This is a genomic window from Streptomyces sp. NPDC059355 (assembly GCF_042752335.1).
Lineage (GTDB): Bacteria > Actinomycetota > Actinomycetes > Streptomycetales > Streptomycetaceae > Streptomyces.
Genome location: NZ_JBHYXN010000011.1, coordinates 1 through 25,761 on the forward strand (window position 1 = coordinate 1; position 25,761 = coordinate 25,761).

At 71.3% G+C, this 25,761-nt stretch carries 25 protein-coding genes; 10 read left to right on the top strand and 15 right to left on the bottom strand.

Annotated features, from left to right (window positions below; translation table 11 throughout):
• Positions 1 to 187: 187 nt before the first annotated feature.
• The 3 genes from ACFXGI_RS13120 to ACFXGI_RS13130 all read right to left on the bottom strand — a co-directional run bounded on the left by ACFXGI_RS13120 (position 188) and on the right by ACFXGI_RS13130 (position 2,348).
• Positions 188 to 433 carry a chaplin family protein gene (locus ACFXGI_RS13120; protein WP_384705494.1) on the bottom strand — a complete coding sequence of 82 codons (246 nt, stop codon included), beginning with the start codon at positions 431 to 433 and terminating at the stop codon, positions 188 to 190.
• Between the two features lie 150 nt (positions 434 to 583).
• Positions 584 to 1,225 carry a response regulator gene (locus ACFXGI_RS13125; RefSeq protein WP_384705495.1) on the bottom strand — a complete coding sequence of 214 codons (642 nt, stop codon included), beginning with the start codon at positions 1,223 to 1,225 and terminating at the stop codon, positions 584 to 586.
• Positions 1,218 to 2,348 carry a GAF domain-containing sensor histidine kinase gene (locus ACFXGI_RS13130; protein WP_384705755.1) on the bottom strand — a complete coding sequence of 377 codons (1,131 nt, stop codon included), beginning with the start codon at positions 2,346 to 2,348 and terminating at the stop codon, positions 1,218 to 1,220. The genes ACFXGI_RS13125 and ACFXGI_RS13130 overlap by 8 nt, the downstream gene beginning before the upstream one ends.
• Before the next feature lie 487 nt (positions 2,349 to 2,835).
• On the opposite strand from ACFXGI_RS13130, the gene ACFXGI_RS13135 reads away from it, so the two are divergent.
• Complete coding sequence (locus tag ACFXGI_RS13135) at positions 2,836 to 3,549, top strand: transglycosylase SLT domain-containing protein (protein ID WP_384705496.1); 714 nt, start codon at positions 2,836 to 2,838, stop codon at positions 3,547 to 3,549.
• Positions 3,550 to 3,649: 100 nt separating this feature from the next.
• On the opposite strand, the gene ACFXGI_RS13140 is transcribed toward ACFXGI_RS13135, so the two are convergent.
• Positions 3,650 to 6,187: an FHA domain-containing protein gene (locus ACFXGI_RS13140; RefSeq protein WP_384705497.1), complete on the bottom strand. Its 2,538-nt coding sequence runs from the start codon at positions 6,185 to 6,187 to the stop codon at positions 3,650 to 3,652.
• 267 nt (positions 6,188 to 6,454) lie between these two features.
• Between ACFXGI_RS13140 and ACFXGI_RS13145 the strand changes: the two genes are divergently transcribed.
• Both ACFXGI_RS13145 and serB read left to right on the top strand, forming a co-directional pair.
• Positions 6,455 to 7,966 (top strand): streptophobe family protein, encoded by a 1,512-nt coding sequence (locus ACFXGI_RS13145; protein ID WP_384705498.1) that lies wholly within the window; start codon positions 6,455 to 6,457, stop codon positions 7,964 to 7,966.
• A gap of 234 nt (positions 7,967 to 8,200) precedes the next feature.
• On the top strand, positions 8,201 to 9,400 hold the full coding sequence (serB, locus tag ACFXGI_RS13150) for a phosphoserine phosphatase SerB (RefSeq protein WP_384705499.1): 1,200 nt from the start codon (positions 8,201 to 8,203) through the stop codon (positions 9,398 to 9,400).
• Between the two features lie 73 nt (positions 9,401 to 9,473).
• Here serB and ACFXGI_RS13155 read toward each other — a convergent pair whose 3' ends face one another.
• The 4 genes from ACFXGI_RS13155 to ACFXGI_RS13170 all read right to left on the bottom strand — a co-directional run bounded on the left by ACFXGI_RS13155 (position 9,474) and on the right by ACFXGI_RS13170 (position 11,916).
• Positions 9,474 to 9,995, bottom strand: a complete 522-nt coding sequence (locus tag ACFXGI_RS13155) for a SixA phosphatase family protein (RefSeq protein WP_384705500.1) — start codon at positions 9,993 to 9,995, stop codon at positions 9,474 to 9,476.
• Positions 9,996 to 10,122: 127 nt separating this feature from the next.
• On the bottom strand, positions 10,123 to 10,323 hold the full coding sequence (locus tag ACFXGI_RS13160) for a hypothetical protein (RefSeq protein ID WP_384705501.1): 201 nt from the start codon (positions 10,321 to 10,323) through the stop codon (positions 10,123 to 10,125).
• A gap of 148 nt (positions 10,324 to 10,471) precedes the next feature.
• Complete coding sequence (locus tag ACFXGI_RS13165) at positions 10,472 to 10,591, bottom strand: SGM_5486 family transporter-associated protein (protein ID WP_384705502.1); 120 nt, start codon at positions 10,589 to 10,591, stop codon at positions 10,472 to 10,474.
• Between the two features lie 5 nt (positions 10,592 to 10,596).
• Positions 10,597 to 11,916: a CynX/NimT family MFS transporter gene (locus ACFXGI_RS13170; protein ID WP_384705503.1), complete on the bottom strand. Its 1,320-nt coding sequence runs from the start codon at positions 11,914 to 11,916 to the stop codon at positions 10,597 to 10,599.
• Positions 11,917 to 11,987: 71 nt separating this feature from the next.
• Between ACFXGI_RS13170 and ACFXGI_RS13175 the strand changes: the two genes are divergently transcribed.
• Complete coding sequence (locus ACFXGI_RS13175; protein WP_384705504.1) at positions 11,988 to 12,659, top strand: FadR/GntR family transcriptional regulator; 672 nt, start codon at positions 11,988 to 11,990, stop codon at positions 12,657 to 12,659.
• Positions 12,660 to 12,681: 22 nt separating this feature from the next.
• Here the strand turns inward: ACFXGI_RS13175 and ACFXGI_RS13180 are convergent, their stop codons facing one another.
• The 3 genes from ACFXGI_RS13180 to fabG all read right to left on the bottom strand — a co-directional run bounded on the left by ACFXGI_RS13180 (position 12,682) and on the right by fabG (position 14,881).
• Positions 12,682 to 13,152, bottom strand: a complete 471-nt coding sequence (locus ACFXGI_RS13180) for a hypothetical protein (protein WP_384705505.1) — start codon at positions 13,150 to 13,152, stop codon at positions 12,682 to 12,684.
• A 233-nt stretch (positions 13,153 to 13,385) separates the two neighbouring features.
• Positions 13,386 to 14,156: an enoyl-ACP reductase FabI gene (fabI, locus tag ACFXGI_RS13185; RefSeq protein WP_229340852.1), complete on the bottom strand. Its 771-nt coding sequence runs from the start codon at positions 14,154 to 14,156 to the stop codon at positions 13,386 to 13,388.
• A gap of 5 nt (positions 14,157 to 14,161) precedes the next feature.
• Complete coding sequence (gene fabG / locus ACFXGI_RS13190) at positions 14,162 to 14,881, bottom strand: 3-oxoacyl-[acyl-carrier-protein] reductase (protein ID WP_030300576.1); 720 nt, start codon at positions 14,879 to 14,881, stop codon at positions 14,162 to 14,164.
• 146 nt (positions 14,882 to 15,027) lie between these two features.
• On the opposite strand from fabG, the gene ACFXGI_RS13195 reads away from it, so the two are divergent.
• The 3 genes from ACFXGI_RS13195 to tyrS are packed head-to-tail and all read left to right on the top strand — an operon-like array spanning position 15,028 to position 19,296.
• Complete coding sequence (locus tag ACFXGI_RS13195) at positions 15,028 to 16,590, top strand: TldD/PmbA family protein (protein WP_384705506.1); 1,563 nt, start codon at positions 15,028 to 15,030, stop codon at positions 16,588 to 16,590.
• A complete protein-coding gene (locus ACFXGI_RS13200) occupies positions 16,587 to 17,975 on the top strand; it encodes a metallopeptidase TldD-related protein (protein WP_384705507.1) in 1,389 nt (462 codons plus the stop codon). Before ACFXGI_RS13195 ends, ACFXGI_RS13200 begins: the two co-directional genes overlap by 4 nt.
• A gap of 55 nt (positions 17,976 to 18,030) precedes the next feature.
• On the top strand, positions 18,031 to 19,296 hold the full coding sequence (gene tyrS, locus ACFXGI_RS13205; protein ID WP_384705508.1) for a tyrosine--tRNA ligase: 1,266 nt from the start codon (positions 18,031 to 18,033) through the stop codon (positions 19,294 to 19,296).
• Positions 19,297 to 19,375: 79 nt separating this feature from the next.
• Here tyrS and ACFXGI_RS13210 read toward each other — a convergent pair whose 3' ends face one another.
• Positions 19,376 to 19,654 carry a GlsB/YeaQ/YmgE family stress response membrane protein gene (locus ACFXGI_RS13210; protein ID WP_384705509.1) on the bottom strand — a complete coding sequence of 93 codons (279 nt, stop codon included), beginning with the start codon at positions 19,652 to 19,654 and terminating at the stop codon, positions 19,376 to 19,378.
• 234 nt (positions 19,655 to 19,888) lie between these two features.
• Here ACFXGI_RS13210 and ACFXGI_RS13215 point away from each other — a divergent pair, with 234 nt between their 5' ends.
• Positions 19,889 to 20,167, top strand: coding sequence for a DUF3099 domain-containing protein (locus ACFXGI_RS13215; RefSeq protein ID WP_384705757.1), 279 nt, complete (start codon positions 19,889 to 19,891; stop codon positions 20,165 to 20,167).
• A 146-nt stretch (positions 20,168 to 20,313) separates the two neighbouring features.
• Positions 20,314 to 20,580 carry a hypothetical protein gene (locus tag ACFXGI_RS13220; protein ID WP_384705510.1) on the top strand — a complete coding sequence of 89 codons (267 nt, stop codon included), beginning with the start codon at positions 20,314 to 20,316 and terminating at the stop codon, positions 20,578 to 20,580.
• A gap of 29 nt (positions 20,581 to 20,609) precedes the next feature.
• On the opposite strand, the gene moaA is transcribed toward ACFXGI_RS13220, so the two are convergent.
• From moaA to ACFXGI_RS13235, 3 genes are all read right to left on the bottom strand, one after another.
• The gene (gene moaA, locus ACFXGI_RS13225) at positions 20,610 to 21,599 is read right to left on the bottom strand and encodes a GTP 3',8-cyclase MoaA (RefSeq protein ID WP_384705511.1); all 990 of its coding nucleotides are present in this window, start codon (positions 21,597 to 21,599) and stop codon (positions 20,610 to 20,612) included.
• 195 nt (positions 21,600 to 21,794) lie between these two features.
• Positions 21,795 to 23,435: a cation acetate symporter gene (locus ACFXGI_RS13230; protein ID WP_384705512.1), complete on the bottom strand. Its 1,641-nt coding sequence runs from the start codon at positions 23,433 to 23,435 to the stop codon at positions 21,795 to 21,797.
• Positions 23,432 to 23,797: a DUF485 domain-containing protein gene (locus tag ACFXGI_RS13235; RefSeq protein ID WP_030859109.1), complete on the bottom strand. Its 366-nt coding sequence runs from the start codon at positions 23,795 to 23,797 to the stop codon at positions 23,432 to 23,434. The genes ACFXGI_RS13230 and ACFXGI_RS13235 overlap by 4 nt, the downstream gene beginning before the upstream one ends.
• Before the next feature lie 278 nt (positions 23,798 to 24,075).
• On the opposite strand from ACFXGI_RS13235, the gene ACFXGI_RS13240 reads away from it, so the two are divergent.
• The gene (locus tag ACFXGI_RS13240) at positions 24,076 to 25,617 is read left to right on the top strand and encodes a S8 family serine peptidase (RefSeq protein ID WP_384705513.1); all 1,542 of its coding nucleotides are present in this window, start codon (positions 24,076 to 24,078) and stop codon (positions 25,615 to 25,617) included.
• Positions 25,618 to 25,761: the final 144 nt, after the last annotated feature.

Consider the following 25,761-nt stretch of genomic DNA (forward strand, 5'->3'; position numbering starts at 1 on the left):
GGAATCGACGCGGAGCGTCGGTGACCGACGACAACGCGGCGAGCGTGCGTGCCAGACCCCGCCGGCCAGACGGGACTTTGACGACACGACCTAGGTGCATCGCCTCGGGAGGCCGTGTCCTTCGGATGCGGCGCGGCCCCGCTTCCCGGGGAGAGGTGGGGGAAGCGGGGCCGGCGGGCGGGGCCGGTCAGGCGTTCACGCCGGTGTTGCCCCAGGCGCCGTTCAGCAGGCCGATCACGGAGACCGCGTTGCCGACCACGTTCACCGGGACGTGGACGGGAACCTGGACCTGGTTGCCGGAGGCGACGCCGGGCGAGCCCACCGCCTCGCCCGTGGCGGACGCCCCGCCGTGCGCCGAGGAGACTCCGGCGCACGCGGCAAGGAGGCCGCCCGCGATCACGGTGACGGCAGTGGCCTTCTTGATGTTCTTCACGTTCTTCGTCCTCCAGTACGTCTGCCGCGGCCAGCCGCCGCGGCATGTCATGAAGAACGGTCATCGGACGAACGGGATGCGCCATGTGAGTGACATCCACCCGACCGTATGAATCCGGGATCGGAGCCGGACGGTCCGATCCGGCCCGGTTCAGTCCGTGATCCCGTGCCTGACCGCCCACAAGGCGGCCTGCGTGCGGTCCACGAGGTCCAGCTTCATCAGGATGTTCGAGACGTGCGTCTTGACCGTCTTCTCCGACAGGACCAGCGCGCGGGCGATCTCCCGGTTCGACCGGCCGTCCGCGATCAGCGACAGCACCTCCTGTTCCCGCTCGGTCAGGGAGCCGGCCCGGCCGGGCGTCGGCGGCCCCTCTTGGGAGAGGAGGGCCTCGGCCACCTCGGGCTGGAGCAGTACGTGCCCGGCGTGGACGGAGCGGATGGCTCCGGCCAGGGCGTCGGGGTCGATGTCCTTGTACACGTATCCGGCGGCGCCGCCCCGCAGGGCCGGGACCACCGTCCGCTGCTCGGTGAAGCTGGTGACGATCAGCACCCGCGCCGGGTTCGCCAGCGCGCGCAGTCTGCGCAGGGCCTCGATGCCGTCGGTGCCCGGCATCTTGATGTCCATCAGGATCACGTCGGGCCGCAGCTCCTCGGCGCGGGCCACGCCCTCCTCCCCGTCGGCGGCCTCCCCGACCACCTCGATGTCGTCCTGGACCTCCAGGAACGTGCGCAGGCCGCGGCGGACCACCTGGTGGTCGTCCACCAGCAGGACGCGGATGGGCGTGTCAGCCACCGGGGACCTCCATTTCGATCGTGGTGCCCGTACCGGGCTCCGAGTGCACGGTGAGGCGGCCGCCGACGCCGCTCGCCCGGTCCCGCATGGAGACGAGGCCGAGGTGGCGTCCGGCCGCGCGGATGGAGGAAGGGGAGAAGCCGCTTCCGTTGTCCGTGACGGTCAGCACGGCTCCCGCGGCCCGGCGGGCCAGGGTGACCTCGACGTGGTCGCCGCCGGAGTGCCGCAGGGCGTTGTGGAGGGCCTCCTGGGCGACCCGGAGCAGCGCCTCCTCCTGGGTCGCCGGGAGAGCCCGTATGCCGTCGCAGGTGAAGGTGACGTGCGCGGTGTGGGCGCGGTCGAGTACGTGGACCTGGTCGCGGAGGGTGGCGACCAGGCCGTCCTCGTCGAGGCCGGCCGGGCGCAGCTCGGTCACGGCGGAGCGCAGCTCGTCGGCGGCCTCGGCGGCGAGGGCGGCGACCTGCTGGAGCTCGCCCTTGGCGCGGACGGGGTCGCGGTCGACGAGGGCGGCGGCGGCCTGGGCGGTCAGGCGCAGCGAGAAGAGCTTCTGTGCGACGGCGTCGTGCAGCTCGTGGGCGAGGCGGGAGCGTTCCTCGGCGATGGTGAGCTCGCGGCTGCGCTCGTAGAGGCGGGCGTTGGTGAGGGCGATCGCCGCGTGCTGGGCGAGAAGGGCGAGGAGCTCCTCGTCCTCCTCCGTGAACCCGCCGGGGCTCCTCTTGTTCGCGAGGAAGAGGGCGCCGAGGGTCTCCTCGCCGTCGCGGACGGGCCGGCCCAGGAAGTCGGACATCTCGGGGTGGGCGGCGGGCCAGCCCTCGAAGCGGGGGTCCTTGCGTACGTCGGCCAGCCGCTCGGGTCCGTCCTGGTGGAGCATCGCGGCGAGGATGCCGTGCTGGCGGGGCAGCGGGCCGATCCGGCGCCACTGCTCCTCGCTGATGCCGTCCACGACGAACTGGGCGAAGCCGCCGTGGTTGTCCGGGACGCCCAGGGCCGCGTACTCGGCGTCGAGGAGCTCGCGGGCGGAGACGACGATCGTGCGCAGGACGTCGCGGACCTCCAGCCGGCGGCTCATGGCGAGCAGGGCGGTACTGACGGCGGCGAGGCCGCCCCGGGGGCCGCCGAACACGGGACTACCAGTCATGGGCTCACCGTACTCGCGGCTCTGACCTGCGGGATCGGGCTCGGGTCCTAGGGCCGGGGGCCGTGTGTCCTCCTCCTCGGGGAGGGGGTCCGGGGGTCCGTCTCTGCCCTGGGGATGAGGCCGGCGGCGGGCTTGTGGCCCTCAGGGTGGAGAATTCCGTTACAGAATGCATTGCTGAAGCAACTCATGGTGAGACAGTTACATGGCCGATGTGAGCCCGCGCATAGGACCCACGTCACTTACGAAGGCGCCTAGTGGACACATAAAGACCGCGTCAGCGCTGCCACGCCTAGCGCGCCGACCGGAATTCCGGTCTTGTCGCGGCCCCCTGATCCACTAAGCGGGATCGTACGTCACACCTTTGCCAGGCGATTTTGCCGCCGCTAAGAATTGCTCCCGTCGCACAGCGCCGCGGATCCCGGATCCGAGCGGCGCTTTCCTGCGGCTCCCCGATTCGAAGAGGTTGCTACGCATGTCCAAGACCAGCACCCCCGGCCACAGTCGTCGTCTGACGAAGGCGCACAAGATGTCCTTCGCCGCGTTCGCCACCATCGGCGCCGCCGCCCTGGCCGCCACCGTCGCCCCCGCCGGCTCCGCCGAGGCCGGTACGACCGTGACCGCCGCCCCCGTGGCGTGGACCCAGGCTGTCGAGGGTGTCCAGGCCAAGACCGTGCAGCACCTCAGCGCCCAGTCCAAGCTGGCCACGGACTCCGCGAAGGTCGAGGCCGCGATCAAGGCCAAGGCCGTCGCAGCGAAGGCCAAGGCCGACGCCGCGAAGGCGAAGGCCGACGCCGAGGCCAAGGCGAAGAAGGACCGCGAGGCGAAGGCGGCCGCCAGCCGTTCCACCGTCCGCAAGCCGATCTACGCGAACAACCTTGACGGCTGGATCAAGGAGTCGCTGTCGATCATGAAGGCGAACAAGATTCCGGGCACGTACAACGGCCTGTACAAGAACATCATGCGCGAGTCGAGCGGCAACCCGCGGGCGATCAACAACTGGGACATCAACGCCCAGAACGGCATCCCCTCGAAGGGCCTGCTCCAGGTCATCAAGCCGACCTTCCTCGCGTACCACATCCCCGGCACCCCGCTGGACCAGTACCACCCGGTCGCCAACATCGTCGCCGCGGCCAACTACGCCGCCGACCGTTACGGCTCGATCGACAACGTCAACAGCGCCTACTAGGGCGACGGGCGTAGCAACCCCCATGCGCCTCAGGGCGGCACCCGGTATCCGGGTGCCGCCCTGAGGCGTTTGTCCGTGGAGTTCCGCCGGAGCGGGCCGGCTAGTTGCGCATGACCTCGGGCTCGTGGCGGCGCAGCAGCTTCTGCACCGCGAAGCCGCAGGCCACACCGATGAGCAGCAGGATCGTGATGTTCACGCCCCACTGCGCGACCGAGTGCTCCCACAGCGGGTCGGTGTTGGTCGGGTTCTGCTGGTCCCACGGCGGCATGAGCTTGCCGAGGTCGAGCGTGGTGCCCGCGGCGGCGACCGCCCAGCGCGACGGCATCAGCCAGGCGAACTGCTCCAGGCCCGGCGAGTCGTACACCTGGAAGAGGATGCCGGTGAAGACGACCTGGACGATCGCGAACATGACCAGCAGCGGCATGGTCTTCTCGGCGGTCTTCACCAGCGAGGAGATCACCAGGCCGAACATCATCGACGTGAAGCCGAGCGCGGTGACCGACAGGCACAGCTCGACGGCCGGCGGCATGAGCAGGCCCTCGGTGGGCAGGTCGCGCGGGACGAAGCCGATGACGCAGATGACCGCGCCCTGGACGGCCGTGATGAAGCCGAGGACGATCACCTTCGACATGAGGTAAGCCGACCGGGACAGACCGGTGGCGCGCTCGCGCTCGTAGATGACCCGTTCCTTGATCAGCTCACGGACCGAGTTCGCGGCGCCCGAGAAGCACATGCCCACGCAGAGGATCAGCATGATCGTGCCGGCGTCGCCGTTGAACCGGGACGGCGGCTTCGGCGGGGCGAGGCCGAAGGTCGCGGGGATGACCGTCGAGACGATGCCCAGGACGGCGGGCAGGATCAGCATCAGGGCCATGAAGCCCTTGTCGGACGCGATCACCGAGACGTAGCGGCGGATCAGGGTCCACAGCTGGTCGCCCCAGCCCTGCGCCTTCGGCGGCATCATCTGCTGCATCGGCGGCATGGCGACCTGCTGCGGGGCGACGGCGTCGAGGTCGGCGGCGTACAGCTGGTAGTGCTGCGAGCCCTTCCAGCGGCCGGCCCAGTCGTAGTCGCGGTAGTTCTCGAACGCGGAGAAGACGTCCGCCCACGTGCTGTAGCCGAAGAAGTTCAGCGCCTCGTCCGGCGGGCCGAAGTACGCGACCGAACCGCCCGGGGCCATGACCAGCAGCTTGTCGCACAGCGACAGCTCGGCCACGGAGTGGGTGACGACGAGGACCGTGCGGCCGTCGTCGGCGAGGCCGCGCAGCAGCTGCATGACGTCGCGGTCCATGCCCGGGTCGAGGCCGGAGGTGGGCTCGTCCAGGAAGATCAGCGAGGGCTTGGTGAGGAGCTCCAGAGCCACGGACACGCGCTTGCGCTGACCACCGGAGAGCGAGGTGATCTTCTTGTCCTTGTGGATGTCGAGCTTGAGCTCGCGCAGGACCTCGTTGATGCGGGCGGCGCGCTCGGCCTCGGCGGTGTCGCCGGGGAAGCGGAGCTTGGCCGCGTACTTGAGGGCCGTGCTGACCTTCAGTTCCTTGTGCAGGATGTCGTCCTGCGGGACCAGGCCGATGCGCTGGCGGAGCTCCGCGAACTGCTTGTACAGGTTGCGGTTGTCGTAGAGGACGTCGCCCTCGTTGGCGGGCCGGTAGCCGGTCAGCGCCTTGAGCAGCGTCGACTTTCCGGAGCCGGAGGGGCCGATGACGCCGATGAGCGACTTCTCCGGGACGCCGAAGGTGACGTCCTTGAGGATGTGCTTGCCTCCCTCGACCGTGACCGTGAGGTGGCGGGCCGAGAAGGAGACGTCACCGGTGTCGACGAACTCCTCGAGCCGGTCGCCGACGATCCGGAACGTCGAGTGGCCGACGCCGACGATGTCGTTCGGGCCGAGCAGCGCCGTGCCGGACTTGGGCAGCGGCTGGCCGTTGACGTAGGTGCCGTTGTGGCTGCCGAGGTCGTGGATCTCGAAGCGGCCGCCGGTGGAGCGGAACTCCGCGTGGAGGCGCGAGACCTGGAGGTCCGAGACGACCAGCTCGTTCTCCAGCGCACGGCCGATCCGCATGACGCGGCCGACGGCGATCTGGTGGAACGTGGTCGGGCTGCGGTCACCGCCGTAGGCGGGGCCCGCGCCCTGCTGCTGCGGGATGTGCGGCTGCTGCGGCTGCTGGTGGGCGGCGGCCTGCTGCGGCGGCTGCTGCCAGGCCTGCTGCTGCGGCTGGTGGCCCTGCGCCTGGGCCGGGGCCTGGTAGGCGGGGGCGGCGGCCTGCTGGGCCGGGGCCTGGTAGGCGGGCGCCGGAGCCTGGTAGGCGGGAGCCGCCTGCTGCGGTACGGCCTGCTGCGGCGCGGCGGCTGCGCTCAGATTCAGCCGCGGGCCGTCGGTGGCGTTGCCCAGGTGCACCGGCGTACCGGGCACGAGCTCGGTCTGCTGGACCCGCGCGCCGCGCACGTAGGTGCCGTTGGTGCTGCCGTGGTCCTCAATGCCCCAACCCCGGCCGTTCCAGGCGATGGTGGCATGGCGCCACGACACCCGGGCGTCGTCGATGACCACGTCTCCCTGGGGGTCACGCCCCAACGAGTACGACCTGGACGGATCGAGCGTCCAGGTCCTTCCATTCAATTCCAGTACGAGTTCCGGCACTCCAGCCCCACTTAAGTCCCCCGAGAATCCCCCTGACGCCAGGGAGTCCGACGTCAGGGAGTCTAGGGATGGCGAACATCCGGGGGAACTATTTCAGGCCTGCGGCCACATGTGGAATCGGGGCCTTCCCGGGGCGTCTACGTAAGCCCGTTGACGGGGGCGAAAGTCACCCGGAGAGTGAGATACGGGACTTCTCGCCCTGGTCCGACCCCGTCCCGCTCGGCACGCACGCTCGACACGCACGCTCGACACGCACCGGGGGTACGCATGCGCCGCATTCGTTGGGGAGACGTGGTCGCGTCGGGCGTCGCCGCCACCGGCTGGGCCCTCGTCACCATGGCCGCGGTCGCCGCCCTCGGGCTCCGTCTGCTGGGCGCCGACGCCGCGGGAGGCTCGCTCGGGGCGATGACCGCCGCGGTGGTGGTGCTCGCCATCGGTGGCACGGTCACCCCGTCGGGGGACGTGTCGGTCCTCGGGATCACCGGGCCGGGGGCACAGTCCTCACTGGACGTCATGCCCCTCGGGGTGGGGCTGGCCGGGGCGCTGGTCCTGGCCCGGATCTTCCTGCGTTCGATCCGGACCGGGGCGCCGCGCGGGGAACTCGCCGCCCGGGCGGCCGCGGTGGCGGTGCTGCTCGTCGCCGCGGCGGGCGGGCTGGCCCGGGCCGGGCGCGACGTGGTCACCCTGGACGGGCCGCGGCTGCCGACGGCCCCGCCGAAGGTGGTGGTCCCGGGGATCGGGGACGTGGGCGGGCTGTTCCCGGACCGCATCGGGGACCTCATCGACACCCGGGCCCGGGTGGGGTTCTCGGTGGAGTCCGGGCCGACACTGCTGGGCGCGGGGGTGTGGGTGCTGGCCGTACTGGCGGTGGCGCTGCTGGCTTCGCGGCGGGGGCCGGCGGGGTTCGCGCGGCTGCAGCCCGCGGTGTCGGCGCTGGTGACGGCCTTGCTGGTGGCGGTGGCGGCCGCCTTGACGGCCGCGGTGTGGGCGGCCGCGGGCGACGAGCGTCCGGGGCGGGTGCTGGGCGCCGCGCTGCTGGGAGCGCCGAACGGGGCATGGACGGGGGTGCTGCTGGGGCTCCTCGTCCCGTTCGACGGGCAGGCCACGGGCACGCTGGGCCGGCTGCTGCCGGATCCGCTGGACGATCTGCTGGGGGCGCCCGCACGGGAGCCGGTGACGGTGTCCGGGCTCGCGGTGTACGACGGGCGGATCTGGCTGCTGGTCGCGGGGGCGGGGCTGCTGCTGCTCTGCGCCGGTGTGCTGGCGGCCGTACGGACTCCGGGGCGCGGGATCGCGGCGTGCGCGGTGCGGCTGTCGGCCGTGACCGGCGTCGCGCTGGCGGCGCTGACAGTGCTGACGGGGGTGTCGGCCGACGCCTCGCTGCCGGTGCTCGGCGTCGATGCGGTGGACGCCGGGGTGGAGCTGCGGGGGGACGCGCTGTACGCGCTGCTGCTCGGGGCGGCGTGGGGTGCGGCCGCGGGCGGGGCGGGGGCGCTGCTGGCGCGACGGCGCCGGCCGGCTGGACCCGGGCCCGGCGGGGCGGCAGGACCGGCCCCGGAGGCGCCGACGGCCGCGTACCGGACTCCGCCCGGGCGGCCGTCCCCGTACGCCCTTCCGGGGCCCGAGCCCTGCGCCGAGCCGGACGGCTCCTGGGACGTCACGATCACCCGGCTGCCCCGAAGGCCCGCCGGGCGCCCGGCGCCCCGCCCCCGCCCGCGCCCGCCGTTCACCCCGCCGCCGCCCCCTCCCCCGCCGCCGCCGCTGGGGCCGCCGGGCTGAGGCGCCGGGAAGCTCCGGGAAGCGGAGCGTGCCGAATCGAACACGCTCGGCCACCGCTCTGCCCCGAGACCCACGCCACCTCCCCGTCGGCCCGTGTTCACCTCGCCGCCGCTCCCCCGCCGTCCCCCGGGCGCCCGCGACCGGCGGCGCCGGAGGGCGCTGCGCCGCAGAATGGTTCCGGCAGGTGGGACGGGGGTCCTGGCAGGCAGGACGGGAAGATACGGTGAGGGCACCATGAGCGCTTCGCAGACCTCCGACGTCCCCACCCTCCTCGTCAAGATCTTCGGCAAGGACCGTCCCGGGATCACCGCCGGGCTGTTCGACACCCTCGCCGCCTACTCCGTCGACGTCGTCGACATCGAGCAGGTCGTCACCCGTGGCCGCATCGTCCTGTGCGCCCTCGTCACCAAGCCCGCCGACAGCGGCGAGGGCGAGCTGCGGGCCACCGTCCACAGCTGGGCCGACTCGCTGAAGCTGCAGGCCGAGATCCTCTCCGGTACCGGTGACAACCGGCCGCGCGGCAGCGGCCGTTCCCACGTCACCGTGCTCGGGCATCCGCTGACCGCCGAGTCCACGGCCGCCATCGCCTCCCGCATCACCGCGACCGGCGGCAACATCGACCGCATCTTCCGGCTCGCCAAGTACCCGGTGACGGCCGTCGAGTTCGCCGTCTCCGGTGTGGAGACCGAACCGCTGCGCACCGAGCTGGCCACCGCCGCCTCCCACATCGGCGTGGACGTGGCCGTGGTCTCGGCCGGGCTGCACCGCCGGGCGCAGCGCCTGGTCGTCATGGACGTGGACTCGACCCTCATCCAGGACGAGGTCATCGAGCTGTTCGCCGCGCACGCGGGCTGCGAGGCCGAGGTCGCCGAGGTGACCGAGCGGGCCATGCGCGGGGAGCTGGACTTCGAGCAGTCGCTGCACGCCCGCGTGAAGCTGCTGGCCGGGCTGGACGCTTCGGTCGTGGACAAGGTCCGCTCCGAGGTGCGGCTGACGCCGGGCGCCCGGACCCTGATCCGCACCCTCAAGCAGCTCGGCTACCAGGTGGGTGTGGTCTCGGGCGGGTTCACCCAGGTGACGGACGATCTGCAGGAGCGGCTGGGGCTGGATTTCGCCTCGGCCAACACCCTGGAGATCGTCGACGGGCGGCTGACCGGCCGGGTCACCGGTGAGATCGTGGACCGGGCGGGCAAGGCCCGGCTGCTGCGCCGGTTCGCCGCGGAGGCCGGCGTACCGCTGGCCCAGACGGTGGCCATCGGCGACGGCGCCAACGACCTGGACATGCTGAACACGGCCGGGCTGGGTGTGGCGTTCAACGCCAAGCCGGTGGTGCGCGAGGCCGCGCACACGGCGGTGAACGTGCCGTTCCTGGACGCGGTGCTGTATCTGCTCGGGGTCACCCGGGAAGAGGTCGAGGCCGCGGGTCTGACCTGAGTCGCCCGCGTACGAGGACGGGCCCCGGCGGATCGATCGCGCCGGGGCCCGTCCGCGTACCTGCGTACGGTGCTCAGTGGTCCTCGGGGGTCCAGAAGTCCATCAGCGTGCCCACCCCGTGCTCCACGGACTTCCAGGAGCCGGTGAAGGAGACGACGGCGAACGCCGCGGTCGGGAAGCCGGTGCGGCTCATCCGCGCCAGGGCGTCCCCCTCGGCGCGGCCCGAGAGGGCGTCGGCGAGGGCGTGCATGCCCGGGTTGTGGCCGATGACGAGGAGGTTGCCGACCTCGTCGGACACCTCGTTGAGCAGGGCGATGAGCTCGCCCGGCGAGGCGTCGTACAGCCGTTCCTCGTACGAGGTGCGCGGCCGGTGCGGCATCTCCTGGACGGCGAGCTTCCAGGTCTCGCGGGTGCGGGCGGCGGTGGAGCAGAGGGCCAGGTCGAAGGCGATGCCGGTCTCGGCCAGCTTCAACCCGACGGCCGGTGCGTCCTTGCGGCCGCGTTCCGCCAGCGGGCGGTCGTGGTCGGGCACCTCGGGCCAGTCGGCCTTGGCGTGCCGGAGGAGGACGATCCTGCGGGGTGTGTCGGCGCTCATGGCTCCCAGCTTCGCATGAATCGGGCCACGGAGCGCAGGGTGTTGAGGGCCCGGCGGAAGCCGGCCGCAGGGTCCGATCGCGGGCCCCGCCGCGAGCCCGATCGCGGGCTCGGGCGCGTGGGGCCGGTCAGCCGACGACGCGCAGGATCTGCTGGGTGACCTGGAGGATCGCGGAGGCTTCGCCGGTGGCGGCGTGGGCCTGGCCGGAGCCGGCGAGGAGCAGCAGGAGGAGGCCGAAGGCGAGCGCGGGCAGGGCCAGCGCCCACCAGTGCAGCCGGGTGCTGGCCCCGTGGACTCGGGGACCGGGTGTATGCGTGGGGGCCGACATGGCCGCCTCCGTGGGTACGCGGGGTGGGACTGGCTCGCTCTCTTCGAATCTATGGATTCGAAGGCGCGGTGCCCATCCGGGACACACCCCAGTCGACCCTGACCCTGGCCCCCTAAGGGTTGGGGGGATACCCCTACCCCGAAGGGCGTCAGGGGGAGACGGCGGTCGCGATGACGGAGATGATCACGGTCACGACCAGCATCGCGCCCAGCACCAGGCCGAGCTTCTTGTGGCTGTCCTGCGGGTTCGGTTCGAGTACGGGCGACATGCCGCTCAGTCTCGCATGCCGCATTCGTCCTCGATCGTGCGGTCCCGGCCGGCCAGGACGCCCAGCGCGATCTGCGGGACCAGCAGGCCCGCCATGACGGTGAGCGGCAGGTCCCAGCCACCGCTGTGCTGGTAGAGCGCACCGATGAGGAGCGGTCCGGGGATGGAGATGAGGTAGCCGACGCTCTGGGCGAAGGCGGACAGCTTGACCACGCCGGCCGGGGACTTGGCGCGCAGCCCGATCATCGTGATGACGAGGGGGAAGGCGCAGTTGGAGACGCCGAGCAGGAGCGCCCAGGCCCAGGCTCCGCCGGCGGGGGCGAAGTGGAGGCCGGTGTATCCGGCGAGGCCGAAGAGGCCGAGGGTGACGGCGATGGCCCCCTGGTTCCTCATCCGGCCGGCCAGGTTGGGGATGACGAAGGCGAGCGGAACGCCCATGACCATGGTGACGGCCAGCAGGACACCGGCGGTGGAGGCGGAGACCCCGGCGTCACGGAAGATCTGCGGGAGCCAGCCCATGGTGATGTACGCGCCGGTGGCCTGGAGGCCGAAGTAGCAGCCCAGGGCCCAGGCGGTGCGGCTGCGGACGATCTTCGGGCCGGCGTCCGCCCGTACGGTCGCGGCCGCCCGGGAGGCGGCGGCCCGCTTCTCGCGCCGGGCGGCCCCCGCGACGGGCAGCCAGGGCAGTACGGCGACCAGTGCGAGCACGGCCCAGACCAGCAGGCCTGCACGCCAGCTGCCGCCGAGGGCGGAGGTCATCGGGACGGTCACGGCGGCGGCGAGCGAGGTGCCGAGGGCCAGGGCCATGGAGTACAGGCCGGTCATGGTGCCCACGCGGTCCGGGAACCACCGCTTGACGATGACCGGGAGCAGCACGTTGGTCAGGGCTATGCCCGCCAGGGACAGGGCGCTGGCGGCGAGGAAGCCGGCGGCGCCCTGCGCGAAGGGCCGGATCAGCAGTCCGCCGGCGACGGCGGCCATGCCGGCGCAGACGACGGCGGCCGGGCCGAAGCGGCGCGAGAGCCGCGGCGCGGTGACGCCGAACACGGCGAAGCAGAGGGCGGGGACGGAGGTGATCAGTCCGGCGACGGTGCCGCTCATGCCGAGGCCCGTGCGGACCTCCTCGAAGAGGGCGCCGAGGCTGGTGATGGCGGGCCGCAGGTTGAGTGCGGCCAGCACGATGCCGACGATGAGGACCGGTCCGAGCCAGGCGGGCTCCGGGTTCGGCTCCGTTCGCGCGCTCGTGGCAGCGGCGGAACGGGACGGTGCGGGTACGGTGCGCGCGGCCTCGGGCCGGTTCAGGGTCTGTATTTCTTCGTCGGGCATTACACCATCATAGAATCATGGGATGATTGGTTGTCACCCCCGAGACTGAACTTGGAGAGGAACCCGCCCGTATGCCGCTGACCTCGCCCCGGCGATCCGCACTGGTCGACCAGGTGATCGCCCAGCTCCGGAACCAGATCACCTCCGGCGAATGGCCCGTCGGAGCCCGCATCCCCACCGAGCCGGAGCTCGTCGAGCTGCTGGGCGTCGCCCGCAACACGGTCCGGGAGGCCGTCCGGGCGCTGGCGCACAACGGGCTGCTGGACATCCGGCAGGGCTCCGGGACGTACGTGATCGCCACCAGCGAGCTGGCCGGAGTGATGCACCGCCGCTTCGCGGGCGCCGACCCGCGGCACATCGCCGAGCTCCGCTCGACGCTGGAGTCCGCGGCGGCCCGGCTGGCGGCGGAGCGGCGCACCGAGCGGGACCTGGGGCAGCTGGACGCGCTGCTGGCGCGGCGCGAGGAGGCCTGGGCGAGCGGGGACGCGGAGCGGTTCGTGGCGGCGGACGTCGCACTGCACATGGCGGTGGTGGCGGCCTCGCACAACGAGGTGCTCATCGAGCTGTACGCGGACCTCGGCGACCTGGTCGCGGACTGGCTGCGCACGGACGTGGGCACGGAGCTGGATCCCGCGGCGCACCTGGACCACGCGCGGCTGATCGAGGCGATCCGGCGCGGGGACGGGGACACCGCGGCCTCTGAGGCGGCGGGCTACCCGTTCGTGTGCCTCGGCGGGAAGTAGGAGCGACTGCGGCCCGGCGGGGTCAGGGCCGCTGGTGGGTGACCCAGGCCGTGCGGACCTCCTTCCAGCAGCGGCTGGTCAGCTCGATGCGGCCGGCCGGTGCCAGGGCGACGGCGGCGCTGTCCGCGTCCACGTCCCACCAGCGGTCGCATTCCACGTGCAGACGCAGGAGGTCGGTCTCGGGATAGCCGTTCTGGCAGGCGGCCGTCACCTGCGAGCCCTCGATCACGGTCTCGCAGTCGGCGCCGAACAGCTCCCGTTCGGCGGGAGGCCGGGGCCGTACGGGCGGCTCGGCAGGGATCTCGTCGAGGTCCACGGCGGCGGGCTCCACGGCAGCGGGCTCCGCGACCGCGGGCTCCACGACGGCCACCGCCTCCCGTCCCGACAGCGCTTCGCCCCCCTCGGGCTGTGCGTCCGCCCCCGGGATCAGGAATCCCGTCAGGACCACCGAGGTCACCAGCAGCGATACCGCTCGGCTCCGCCTCGCGCGCACTCCCGCACCTCCTCCCCGCACGAGCCGGGCAGATCCCGACCAGGCCAGTTTGCAGGTATCTGTCCTGGTTTTCGACTCGGGAAGATCCGGCCGGAGGGCGAAAATCCGATCGAGTGCCCGGCCGGAATCCCCACTGCACCGGCGGATACGGCGACGGCCGCGCCTCCCGGAAGGGAGACGCGGCCGCCGCCGTACGGACGTACACGTACTTCTGCGTACTGCCGGTGCCTGACTCAGGCACCCATCGCGTGCAGGCCGCCGTCCACGTGGACGATCTCGCCGGTGGTCTTCGGGAACCAGTCCGACAGCAGGGCCACGACGGCCTTGCCCGTCGGCTCCGGGTCGCTCATGTCCCACTCCAGCATGGAGCGGGAGTTCCAGACGTCGGCCAGGTCCGAGAAGCCCGGGATGGACTTCGCGGCCATCGAGCCGAGCGGGCCGGCGGAGACCAGGTTGCAGCGGATGTTCTCCTTGCCCAGGTCACGGGCGAGGTAGCGGCTGGTGGCCTCCAGCGCGGCCTTGGCCGGGCCCATCCAGTCGTACTGCGGCCAGGCGAACTGCGCGTCAAAGGTGAGGCCGACGACGGCCGCGCCCTCCGCCGGGAACAGCGGCTTGCAGGCCATGGTCAGCGACTTCAGCGAGAACGCCGAGACGTGCATGGCGGTGGCCACCGACTCGAACGGGGTGTTCAGGAAGTTGCCGCCCAGGGCGTCCTGCGGCGCGAAGCCGATCGAGTGCAGGACGCCGTCGAGGCCGCCGAGCTCCTCGCGGACGAGGCCCTCCAGGCGGGCCAGGTGCTCGTCGTTGGTGACGTCGAGCTCGATCACCTTGACCGGCTTCGGCAGCTTCTTGGCGATGCGCTCGGTCAGCGTCGGGCGCGGCCACGCGGTGAGGATGACCTCGGCGCCCTGCTCCTGGGCCAGCTTGGCGGCGTGGAAGGCGATGGACGACTCCATCAGCACCCCGGTGATGAGGATGCGCTTGCCGTCGAGAATTCCGCTCATGGTGATCAGTGACCCATGCCCAATCCGCCGTCAACGGGAATGACGGCTCCTGTGATGTACGCGGCGTCGTCGGACGCCAGGAAGCTCACGGCTGCCGCGATCTCCTCGGGCTGCGCGTAGCGGCCCAGCGGCACCTGGCCGACGATGCCCGCGCGCTGCTCGTCGGTGAGCACCTTCGTCATGTCGGTGTCCACGAATCCGGGGGCCACGACATTGAAGGTGATGTTGCGCGAGCCGAGCTCACGGGCGAGGGAGCGGGCGAAGCCGACCAGCGCCGCCTTGGAGGCGGCGTAGTTGGCCTGGCCCGCCGAGCCCAGCAGCCCGACGACCGAGGAGATCAGGACGACGCGGCCCTTCTTGGCACGCAGCATGCCACGGTTCGCACGCTTGACCACCCGGAAGGTGCCGGTGAGGTTGGTGTCGACGACGGACGCGAAGTCCTCCTCGGACATGCGCATCAGCAGCGTGTCCTTGGTGATGCCGGCGTTGGCCACCAGCACCTCGACCGCGCCGTGCGCGTCCTCGATCTCCTTGTAGGCCTGCTCCACCTGCTCGGAGTCGGTGATGTCGCAGCGGACCGCCAGGACGCCGAGCGCGGTGAGCTCCTGCGGCGGCTCACCCGACCGGTACGTGATCGCGACCTTGTCGCCGGCCTGCGCGAAGGCTCGGGCGATGGCGAGGCCGATGCCCCGGTTTCCTCCGGTGACGAGAACCGAGCGGCTCAACGGATCACCCTTTCGACTAGCGGTCTGAGTACCAAAAACCTATAGGCCAGGTCCCCCGAGCGGAGAATCGATCTCCCACAGGGCCTCGGTACGGGCTCTGTCGAGTCCCTACAGAAAGATGTAGGCACAAGAGCCTCGAGCGCGACATGATCGAGGCGACCGGCCCCGACCCCGGGAGGACCACCGTGCCCCATTCCATCGACGCGGCCTTCACCGCGCTGCCCCTGCGGGCGCTCGCCGACGCGGCGCTCGCCCGGGCCCGCGCGCTGGGCTGCGACCACGCCGACTTCCGGCTCGAACGGATCCGAAGCGCCTCCTGGCGGCTTCGGGACGCCAAGCCCTCGGGCAGTTCCGACACCACCGACCTCGGGTACGCGGTCCGGGTGGTGCACGGGGGCAGCTGGGGGTTCGCCTCCGGTGTGGACCTGACCATGGACGGCGCCGCCAAGGTGGCCTCGCAGGCCGTCGCCATGGCGAAGCTCTCCGCGCAGGTCATCAAGGCCGCCGGTTCGGACGAGCGGGTGGAACTCGCCGACGAGCCGGTGCACGCCGACAAGACGTGGATCTCCGCCTACGACGTCGACCCGTTCGGGGTGCCGGACGCGGAGAAGGCGGCCCTGCTCGCCGACTGGAGCGCGCGCCTGCTGGCCGCCGACGGGGTGGCGCACGTCGACGCCTCGCTGCTCGCCGTCCACGAGAACAAGTTCTACGCCGACACCGCCGGCACCATGACCACGCAGCAGCGCGTACGGATCCACCCGCAGCTCACCGCGGTGGCCGTGGACGCCACCACCGGCGAGTTCGACTCGATGCGCACCATCGCCCCGCCGGCCGGGCGCGGCTGGGAGTACCTGACCGGCACCGGCTGGGACTGGGACTCCGAGCTGGAGCAGATCCCCGTACTGCTCGCCGAGAAGATGCGGGCGCCGAGCGTCGAGGCCGGGCGCTACGACCTGGTCGTGGACCCGTCCAACCTGTGGCTCACCATCCACGAGTCCATCGGGCACGCCACCGAGCTCGACCGGGCGCTGGGGTACGAGGCGGCGTACGCGGGGACCTCCTTCGCCACCTTCGACCAGCTGGGCAAACTCAAGTACGGCTCGCCCATCATGAACGTGACCGGTGACCGCACCGCCGAGCACGGGCTCGCCACCGTCGGCTTCGACGACGAGGGCGTCCAGGCGCAGAGCTGGGACCTGGTCAAGGACGGCACCCTGGTCGGCTACCAGCTGGACCGGCGGATCGCGAAACTCACCGACCTGGGCCGCTCCAACGGCTGCGCCTTCGCCGACTCCCCCGGGCACGTGCCGGTCCAGCGGATGGCGAACGTCTCGCTCCGGCCGGATCCGGGCGGGCTGTCCACCGAGGACCTGATCGGCGGGGTGGAGCGCGGCATCTACGTCGTCGGCGACCGCTCCTGGTCGATCGACATGCAGCGCTACAACTTCCAGTTCACCGGGCAGCGGTTCTTCCGGATCGAGAACGGCAGGCTGGCCGGGCAACTGCGCGACGTCGCCTACCAGGCCACGACCACCGACTTCTGGGGCTCGATGGAGAAGGTCGGCGGGCCGCAGACGTACGTCCTCGGCGGCGCCTTCAACTGCGGCAAGGCCCAGCCGGGCCAGGTCGCGGCCGTCTCGCACGGCTGCCCGTCCGCGCTGTTCCGCGACGTGAACATCCTGAACACCACGCAGGAGGCCGGCCGATGAGCCGTACGAAGCCCCACGAGATCGTCGAGCGCGCCCTGGAGCTGTCCACCGCCGACGGCTGCGTCGTCATCGCCGACGAGCAGTCGACGGCCAATCTGCGCTGGGCGGGCAACGCGCTCACCACCAACGGCGTCACCCGGGGCCGGACCCTGACCGTCATCGCGACGGTCGACGGCAAGGAGGGCACGGCCTCGGGGGTCGTGTCGCGCTCCGCCGTCACCGCCGAGGACCTGGAGCCGCTGGTCCGGGCCGCCGAGGCGGCCGCCCGGGGCGCCGGTCCCGCCGAGGACGCCCAGCCGCTGGTGACCGGGACCCCGGCCTCGCCGGACTTCACCGCAGCGCCGGCCGAGACCTCCTCCGCGGTGTTCGCGGACTTCGCACCGGCGCTCGGCGAGGCCTTCGCCCGGGCCCGCGCGGGCGGCCGGGAGCTGTACGGCTTCGCCAACCACGAGCTGGTCTCCACGTACGTCGGCACCTCGACCGGCCTGCGGCTGCGCCACGACCAGCCGAACGGCACCCTGGAGCTCAATGCCAAGTCCCCCGACCGGCAGCGCTCGGCCTGGGCCGGCCGCTCCACCCGGGACTTCAAGGACGTGGACCCGACCGTGCTGGACGCCGAGCTCGCCGTACGGCTGGGCTGGGCGGAGCGGAAGATCGACCTGCCCGCCGGCCGGTACGAGACCCTGCTGCCGCCGACCGCGGTGGCCGACCTCCTGATCTACCAGATGTGGTCCGCGGCGGCCCGGGACGCGGTGGAGGGCCGGACGGTCTTCTCCAAGCCCGGTGGCGGCACCCGGCTCGGCGAGAAGCTGTCCCGGCTGCCGCTGACCCTGCGCAGCGACCCGCACGCGCCGGGCCTGGAGTCCGCGCCGTTCGTGATCGCGCACAGCTCGGGCGACGACGCCTCCGTCTTCGACAACGGCCTGCCGGTCCCTGCCACCGAGTGGATCCGCGACGGCGAGCTGTCCCGGCTGACCACGACCCGGCACAGCGCGGGCATGACAGGGATGCCGGTTGCGCCGGGCTTCGGGAACCTGATCCTGGACGGCGGCGGCGACCGCTCGCTGGAGGAGATGGTGGCCTCCACCGAGCGGGGTCTGCTGCTGACCTGCCTCTGGTACATCCGCGAGGTCGACCCGGCGACGCTGCTGCTCACGGGCCTGACCCGGGACGGCGTCTACCTGGTGGAGAACGGCCAGGTCGTGGGCGAGGTGAACAACTTCCGGTTCAACGAATCGCCGGTGGACCTGCTGTCGCGGGCCTCGGAGGCGGGCCGGACCGAGAAGACCCTGCCGCGAGAGTGGAGCGACTGGTTCACCCGGGCCGCGATGCCCGCGCTGCGCATCCCGGACTTCAACATGAGCTCGGTCAGCAAGGGCGTCTGATCCACCTAGACTGAATCCTCGGCGCGACGCAACCATTCGAAGGAGTCGAGAAACCGTGACGGACATCGTCGACGAGTTGAAGTGGCGCGGGCTGTTCGCCCAGTCCACCGACGAAGAAGCGCTCCGCAAGGCGTTCGCGGACGGTCCTGTCACCTTCTATTGCGGCTTCGACCCGACGGCGGCCTCCCTGCACGTGGGACACCTCGTGCAGGTGCTGACCGTACGCCGGCTCCAGCAGGCCGGACACCGGCCGCTGGCGCTGGTCGGCGGGGCCACCGGTCAGATCGGCGACCCCCGGCCGACCGCCGAGCGGACGCTGAACGACCCGGAGACGATCGCGAACTGGGTGACCCGGCTGCGCACCCAGATCGAACCGTTCCTGTCCTTCGAGGGCGAGAACGCGGCGCTCATGGTGAACAACCTGGACTGGACGGCGGGCATGTCCGCCATCGAGTTCCTGCGGGACATCGGCAAGCACTTCCGGGTCAACAAGATGCTGACGAAGGACTCGGTCGCCAAGCGGCTCGACTCCGACCAGGGCATCAGCTACACCGAGTTCAGCTACCAGCTGCTCCAGGGCATGGACTTCCTGGAGCTGTACCGGCGCTACGGCTGCGTGCTCCAGCAGGGCGGCTCCGACCAGTGGGGCAACCTGACGGCCGGGCTCGACCTGATCCACCGGGTCGAGCCGGGCGCGGTCGTGCACGCGCTGGCGACCCCGCTGATGGTCAAGGCGGACGGCACCAAGTTCGGCAAGTCCGAGAGCGGGGCCGTGTGGCTCGACCCGGAGATGACCACTCCGTACGCGTTCTACCAGTTCTGGCTGAACGTGGATGACCGGGACATCTCCACCTACATGCGGATCCTGTCCTTCAAGTCCCGCGAGGAGCTGGAGGCGCTGGAGGCGCAGACCGCCGAGCGGCCGCAGGCGCGCGCCGCCCAGCGGGCGCTGGCGGAGGAGCTGACCACGCTGGTGCACGGCGCCGGCCAGTGCGCGGCCGTGATCGCCGCGTCGAAGGCGCTGTTCGGCCAGGGCGAGCTGGCGGACCTGGACGAGGCCACGCTGGCCGCGGCCCTGTCCGAGCTGCCGCACGCCCGGGTGGCCGAGCTCGGCCTGGTGGTGGACCTGCTCGCGGAGACCGGGCTGGTGGCGAGCAAGTCGGCCGGCCGCCGGACCGTGAAGGAGGGCGGCGCCTACGTGAACAACGCGAAGGTCACCGCCGAGGACGCGGTCCCCTCCAAGGAGGAGCTGCTGCACGGGCGCTGGCTGGTGCTGCGGCGCGGCAAGAAGAACCTGGCGGCGGTCGAGGTCACGGGCTGACGCCCGGGCCCGACGCCCGAGCGCGGCGGAGGGGCCGGTCCGGACACCACGTCCGGCCGGCCCCTCCGACATGCCGCCCTCAGGTCATCTGCTTGCTGCCGCCCTTGAGCGACTTGTAGACCATCTCACCGAGAGCGACGATCAGCACCGCTCCGGCGAGTTGGAGCAGGTGCCGGGTCCAGTCGATGCCCTTGGTCTCCCCGACGCCGATCCACACCGCGACAGCGTTGCCGAGGATGGCGCCGACGATGCCGAACAGGGTGGTCAGCCAGAGGGGCTGATGCTGCTTGCCCGGCAGGACGGCCCGGGCTATGAGGCCCAGCACGAAACCGACGATGATCGCCCACAACCATGACATGTCGAGCCTCCTCGTGGCGCGTTGTGCGTATGTGGGCCCAGTTTCGACCCGTACGGCGTACTGCGCATTTCGGACAGCCCCATTCGGGGGACACCCCCTCTCCTCGCCACCGGGCGGGCGGCGTACGGTGGGAGGAGTCCGGACCGGGGAGTGTCCGGCAGGCGGATCGGGCGGTGGAGCGTGGAGCGGAAGAAGCGGAACGGGGCCGAGGTCTTCCGGATCACCGGAGCCCGGATGGGCCTCGACGAGGACGTGCGGGGACGGCAGCGCCGGTACGTCGTCTCGATGGTGATCAGGACGCTCTCCGTGCTGGCGACGGTGATCCTGTGGAACGTGGAGCGTCACGTGGCGATCGTGACGCTCGTCGCGGGCGCGCTGCTGCCGTACGTGGCCGTGGTCATCGCCAACGCGGGGCGCGAGTCGGCCCCCTCGCTGCCCTCGCACTTCATCCCGTCACCTGTGCACCCTGCACTGGACGCGGGAAACCTCAAGAAAAGCTCAGATCAATCATGAAGTTCCGGTGCACCGCACCGGGTCCTGCGTGACATACTGCCTACGCGCTCCGCATCCCCCGTCGGAGCGACGGACCGACGCCGGGCAGCTCCCCCCGTGGCTGCTCGGCGTCGCCTTTCCGCGGCAGGGGTTTGTAGGGTTGAGGCGTGAACTCCCCTGACTTCCCCGACTCCGCTCGTTCCACCGGTTCCGCGGACGCGCCCACCTGCTCGGCCAAGGGCTGCCGCGACGCGGCCGTCTGGGTCCTGGCGTGGAACAACCCGAAGCTGCACACGCCCGAGCGCCGCAAGACCTGGCTGGCGTGCGAGGAGCACCGGGAGCACCTCTCCCAGTTCCTGGGAGTGCGCGGGTTCCTCAAGGACGTCGTGAAGCTCGACGAGTGGGTCCGGCCGGAGGGCTCGGAGCGCCCCTAGAGAGGGTCGCTCCGGCCGGGCCGGGGCCCTCAGCCGCCGATCGCAGACATCGGGCGGTCGGGCTGCAGGAACGACGGGTCGTCGAGCCCGGACCCGGCCTTCTTGCCCCACATCGCCACCTTCCACAGGCGGGCGATCTCCCCGTCGGGAGCCCCGGAACGCAGCGCGGCCCTCAGGTCCGACTCCTCGGTGGCGAAGAGGCACGTACGGACCTGGCCGTCGGCCGTGAGCCGCGTACGGTCGCAGGCTCCGCAGAACGGGCGGGTGACCGAGGCGATGACGCCGACGGTGGCGGAGCCGCCGTCGACCACCCAGCGCTCGGCCGGGGCGGAGCCGCGCTCGTCGGCGCCTTCCTCGGTGAGGGTGAAGCGGGTGCGCAGCGAGGCGAGGATGTCACCGGCCGTGATCATGCCCTCACGCTTCCAGCCGTGCTGGGCGTCGAGCGGCATCTGCTCGATGAAGCGGAGCTCGTACTCGTTCTCCACGGCCCAGGCGAGCAGGTCGGGGGCCTCGTCCTCGTTCAGGCCCGGCATCAGGACGGCGTTGACCTTGACGGGGGTCAGGCCGGCCTCGCGGGCCGCGGCCATGCCGTCGATGACGTCGCGGTGGCGGTCACGCCGGGTGAGGGTCTTGAAGACCTCGGGCCGCAGGGTGTCCAGCGAAACGTTTACCCGGTCCAGCCCGGCGGCCTTGAGCGCCTGTGCGGTGCGCTTGAGGCCGATTCCGTTGGTGGTCAGGGACATCTGGGGGCGCGGCTCCAGGGCGGCGCACTGCTCGACGATCCCGACCAGGCCGGGGCGGAGCAGCGGTTCGCCGCCGGTGAAGCGGACCTCGGTGATCCCGAGGTGCGTGACGGCGATGCGGATCAGCCGGACGATCTCCTCGTCGGTCAGCAGATCCGATTTCCCGAGCCACTGCAGGCCCTCCTCGGGCATGCAGTACGTACAGCGCAGATTGCACCGGTCGGTGAGCGAGACGCGCAGGTCAGTGGCCACGCGGCCGTAGGTGTCCAGAAGCATTTCGGGCCCCCTCCCTGTCCGGTCGATAGAGACGTTCGCGCCGGTTCGGATAAAGGCCTGGCGCCGTGTTCGAGCCTACGCGACGACCGTGGCGCGTAGGGATGCCCGAATGAACGAGACGCGGCGTGGCCGCGTCGTAGAGAAGTACGACGCGGCCACGTTGCGTGCTCGGCTCATCTCACGATGAGCACGGTGTCAGTGAGCGCCCGTCCCCGTAAGGGAGCGGACCTCAAGTTCCGCGAACTTCTGGGGGTCTGCCTTCTCCTTGGACAGGACGGTGCCCAGCCAGCCGAGCAGGAAGCCGAGCGGGATCGAGACGATGCCGGGGTTCTCCAGCGGGAACCAGTGGAAGTCGACCCCCTTGAACATCGAGGTCTTGTCGTTGCCGGAGACGACGGGCGAGAACAGCACCAGGACCACCGACGAGATCAGACCGCCGTAGATCGACCAGAGCGCGCCCTGGGTGGTGAAGCGCTTCCAGAAGAGGCTGTAGAGGATGGTCGGCAGGTTCGCCGACGCCGCGACGGCGAAGGCGAGGGCGACCAGGCCCGCGATGTTGATGTCCCGGGCGAGCGCTCCGAGGACGATGGCGACGGCGCCGATGACGACGGTGGACCAGCGGGCCGCCCGTACCTCTTCCTTCTCGGTGGCCTCGCCCTTGCGGATCACGTTGACGTAGATGTCGTGCGCGAAGGAGGACGAGGAGGCCAGGGTGAGACCCGCGACCACGGCGAGGATCGTCGCGAAGGCCACCGCGGAGATCACGGCGAGCAGGACCGCGCCGCCGGTGGAGTCGGCGCCGCCGCCGACGGCCTGGGCGAGGAGCGGGGCGGCGGTGTTGCCGGACGGGTTGGAGTCGGTGATCTCCTTGGGGCTGAGCAGGGCGGCGGCGCCGAAGCCGAGGGCGATCGTCATCAGGTAGAAGACGCCGATGATGCCGATGGCCCAGTTCACGGACTTACGGGCGGCCTTGGCGGTGGGCACGGTGTAGAAGCGGATCAGGATGTGCGGCAGGCCGGCGGTGCCGAGGACCAGGGCGAGGCCCAGGGAGACGAAGTCCAGCTTCGAGGTCCCGGTGATGCCGTACTTGAGTCCGGGCTCCAGGAAGGACGAGCCCTTGCCGCTGTTCTCGGCGGCCTTGCCCAGCAGGTCGGAGACGTTGAAGTTGAACTTCCACATCACCAGGAAGGTGATGAGCAGCGCGCCCGCGATGAGGAGGACGGCCTTGACCATCTGGACCCAGGTGGTGCCCTTCATACCGCCGATGGTGACGTAGAGGATCATCAGTACGCCGACCAGCGCGACGATCGCGACCTGGCCGCCGTCGCTGGTGATCCCGAGGAGCAGGGAGACCAGTACGCCGGCGCCGGCCATCTGGGCCAGCAGGTAGAAGATCGAGACCACGATGGTGGAGGTGCCGGCGGCGGTACGGACGGGGCGCTGGCGCATCCGGAAGGCGAGGACGTCGCCCATGGTGTAGCGGCCCGAGTTGCGCAGCGGCTCGGCGACCAGCAGCAGGGCCACCAGCCAGGCGACGAGGAAGCCGATGGAGTACAGGAAGCCGTCGTAGCCCTTGAGGGCGATGACGCCGGCGATGCCGAGGAAGGACGCGGCGGACATGTAGTCGCCGGAGATGGCCAGGCCGTTCTGGAATCCGGTGAACTGGCGGCCGCCCGCGTAGAAGTCGGCGGCGTCCTTCGTCTGACGGCCGGCCCAGATCGTGATGACGAGGGTGGCGACGACGAACAGCCCGAACAGGGTCATGATCAGCGGCCGGTGCTCGGTGGCTCCGGCGGCGGCGGTCGTCGCGAGGTCGAGGCGCAGGGTGTGGCTCATTCGCCGGCCTCCATCCGCGCCTTGATCGCCGCGGCCTTGGGGTCGAGGTTCGCGGCGGCGTGCCGGGAGTACAGCCAGGCGATGAGGAACGTCGTCGCGAACTGGGCGAGGCCGAACACGAGGGCGACGTTGATGTTGCCGAAGAGCTTGGTCCCCATGAAGCCGCCGGCGTAGTTGGACAGCAGGACGTAGAGCAGGTACCAGGCGATGAAGGCCACGGTGAGCGGGAAGGCGAAGGACCGGTAGGAACTGCGCAGTTCGGCGAATTCGGCACTCTGCTGGACGGCCGAGAACTCTTCGGCCGTGGGGCTCGCCGCGGGCGTTCCCGCGCTGCCGTGCGGCGGCGCTGCTTCGGTGGTCACGGGGGGCTCTCCTTGTGACGCGGGTGCGGTGGGGACGACGGACAAAACAACCTCCGTGTGGGGGGGGGACGGTGGCGCTGACCCCCCCTTGTCAACGGCACGTACGGCGCGTCGGGACGGTTCAACACCCGTTGATTCTTCGGATGATTCTTCGGAATCTGATTTCGTCGAACTGATGGCGGAAAGTCGAGCGTCGGCACTAGGTTCGGTTGTCATGAACCCGCCGTCCGGCGCGAACCCGCGCGGACGGCTTCTTTCACGGATGATGTGGAGAACCCATGGCTCATCTGGGACCCGGCCGTCGGCGTATCGCCGTTCCGGTCGGCCTGGCGCTCACGGCCTCGCTCGCCTTCCTGCCCTCGGTCGCGGCCTCCGCCGCCCCGCTGGGCAACACGGCGGGTACGGCGGCCGCGGCGAAGCCCGACACCACCGGCCCCAAGCTCTCGTACGTCGCGAACCTGACCACGTACGCCTCCGTGAAGGCCGCGAAGAAGGCTGTCGAGCGGGCCGGTGGAACGGTGGTGACGTCCTATGAGCAGATCGGGGTCGTCGTCGCACACTCCCAGAACCCGGACTTCGCCAAGCAGCTGCGCGCACAGCGCAGCCTGTTCGTGTCGGTCGGCGCCACCCGGACGGCCCCCCTCCAGACGGTGGCGACCACCGAGGAGGGCACGACGCAGAAGCTCAGTGCGGCGGACGCCGCCAAGGCCGCGGCGTCCGCCACGGACGGTCAGGAGCCGCTGGAGCCCAACCAGTGGGACCTGCGGGCGATCAGGGCCGATCAGGCACACAAGATCAACGATGGCAGCCGGGACGTCACCGTGGGCGTCATCGACACGGGTGTCGACGACACCCACCCGGACCTCGCCCCGAACTTCTCCAAGAGCCAGTCGGCCAACTGCGTCGGCGGCGTCGCGGACACCACCGACGGGGCGTGGCGCCCGTACCCCGACGGCAGCGACCACGGCACGCACGTGGCCGGGACCATCGCGGCCGCGCGCAACGGCATCGGCGTCGCGGGTGTCGCGCCGGGCGTGCAGGTAGCCGCGATCAAGGTGAGCGAGCCGGGCACCAGCCTGTTCTTCACCGAGGCGGTCGTCTGCGGCTTCATGTTCGCCGCCGAGAAGGGGATCGAGGTGACCAACAACAGCTACTACGTCGACCCCTGGCTCTACAACTGCAAGGCGGACGACGACCAGAAGGCGCTGGTGGAGGCCCTCGGCCGGGCGACCAAGTACGCCGAGCGCAAGGGCGTGCTCAGCGTGGCCTCGGCGGGCAACTCGAACCACGACCTGGCGTCGAACGCCATCGTCGACGACACCAGCCCGGACGACGCCACCCCGGTCCCGCGCACGATCGACCCGCACGTCTGCCTGGACATCCCCACCCAGCTCCCGGGTGTGGTCACCGTGAGCGCCACCGGCAACCAGGGCTTCAAGTCGTACTACTCCAGCTTCGGGCTGGGCGTGGTCGACGTCGCCGCCCCCGGCGGCGACAAGTGGCAGGTCCCGGCCACCCCGGACGCCAACGGTCGCGTGCTGTCGACCGTGCCGGGCGGCGGCTACGGCTACAAGCAGGGCACCTCGATGGCCGGACCGCACGTGGCGGGCGTGGCGGCGCTGCTGAAGAGCGCGCACCCGAAGGCCACGCCCTCGCAGCTCCAGGCGATGCTGAAGGCCCAGGCCACGAAGACGGCCTGCCCGGAGAAGGTCTACGACGCGACGGGCGCGCTGGTCGACGCCACGACGTGCCAGAGCAAGTGGGGCCAGACCGGGTACTACGGCTACGGCGTGGTGGACGCGCTGAAGGCCGTGAAGTAGCGGTTCGAACGCGACGAACGGGAGGGGCCGGCCCGGGGGATTCCCCCGGGCCGGCCCCCCCCCGGGTGTGGACCGTGAAGTCCGTGAGGGGGTGTAGAGCACCTTAAGGGCGCGGCGGGGGGCCAAAGCGCGGGAGCCGGCCGG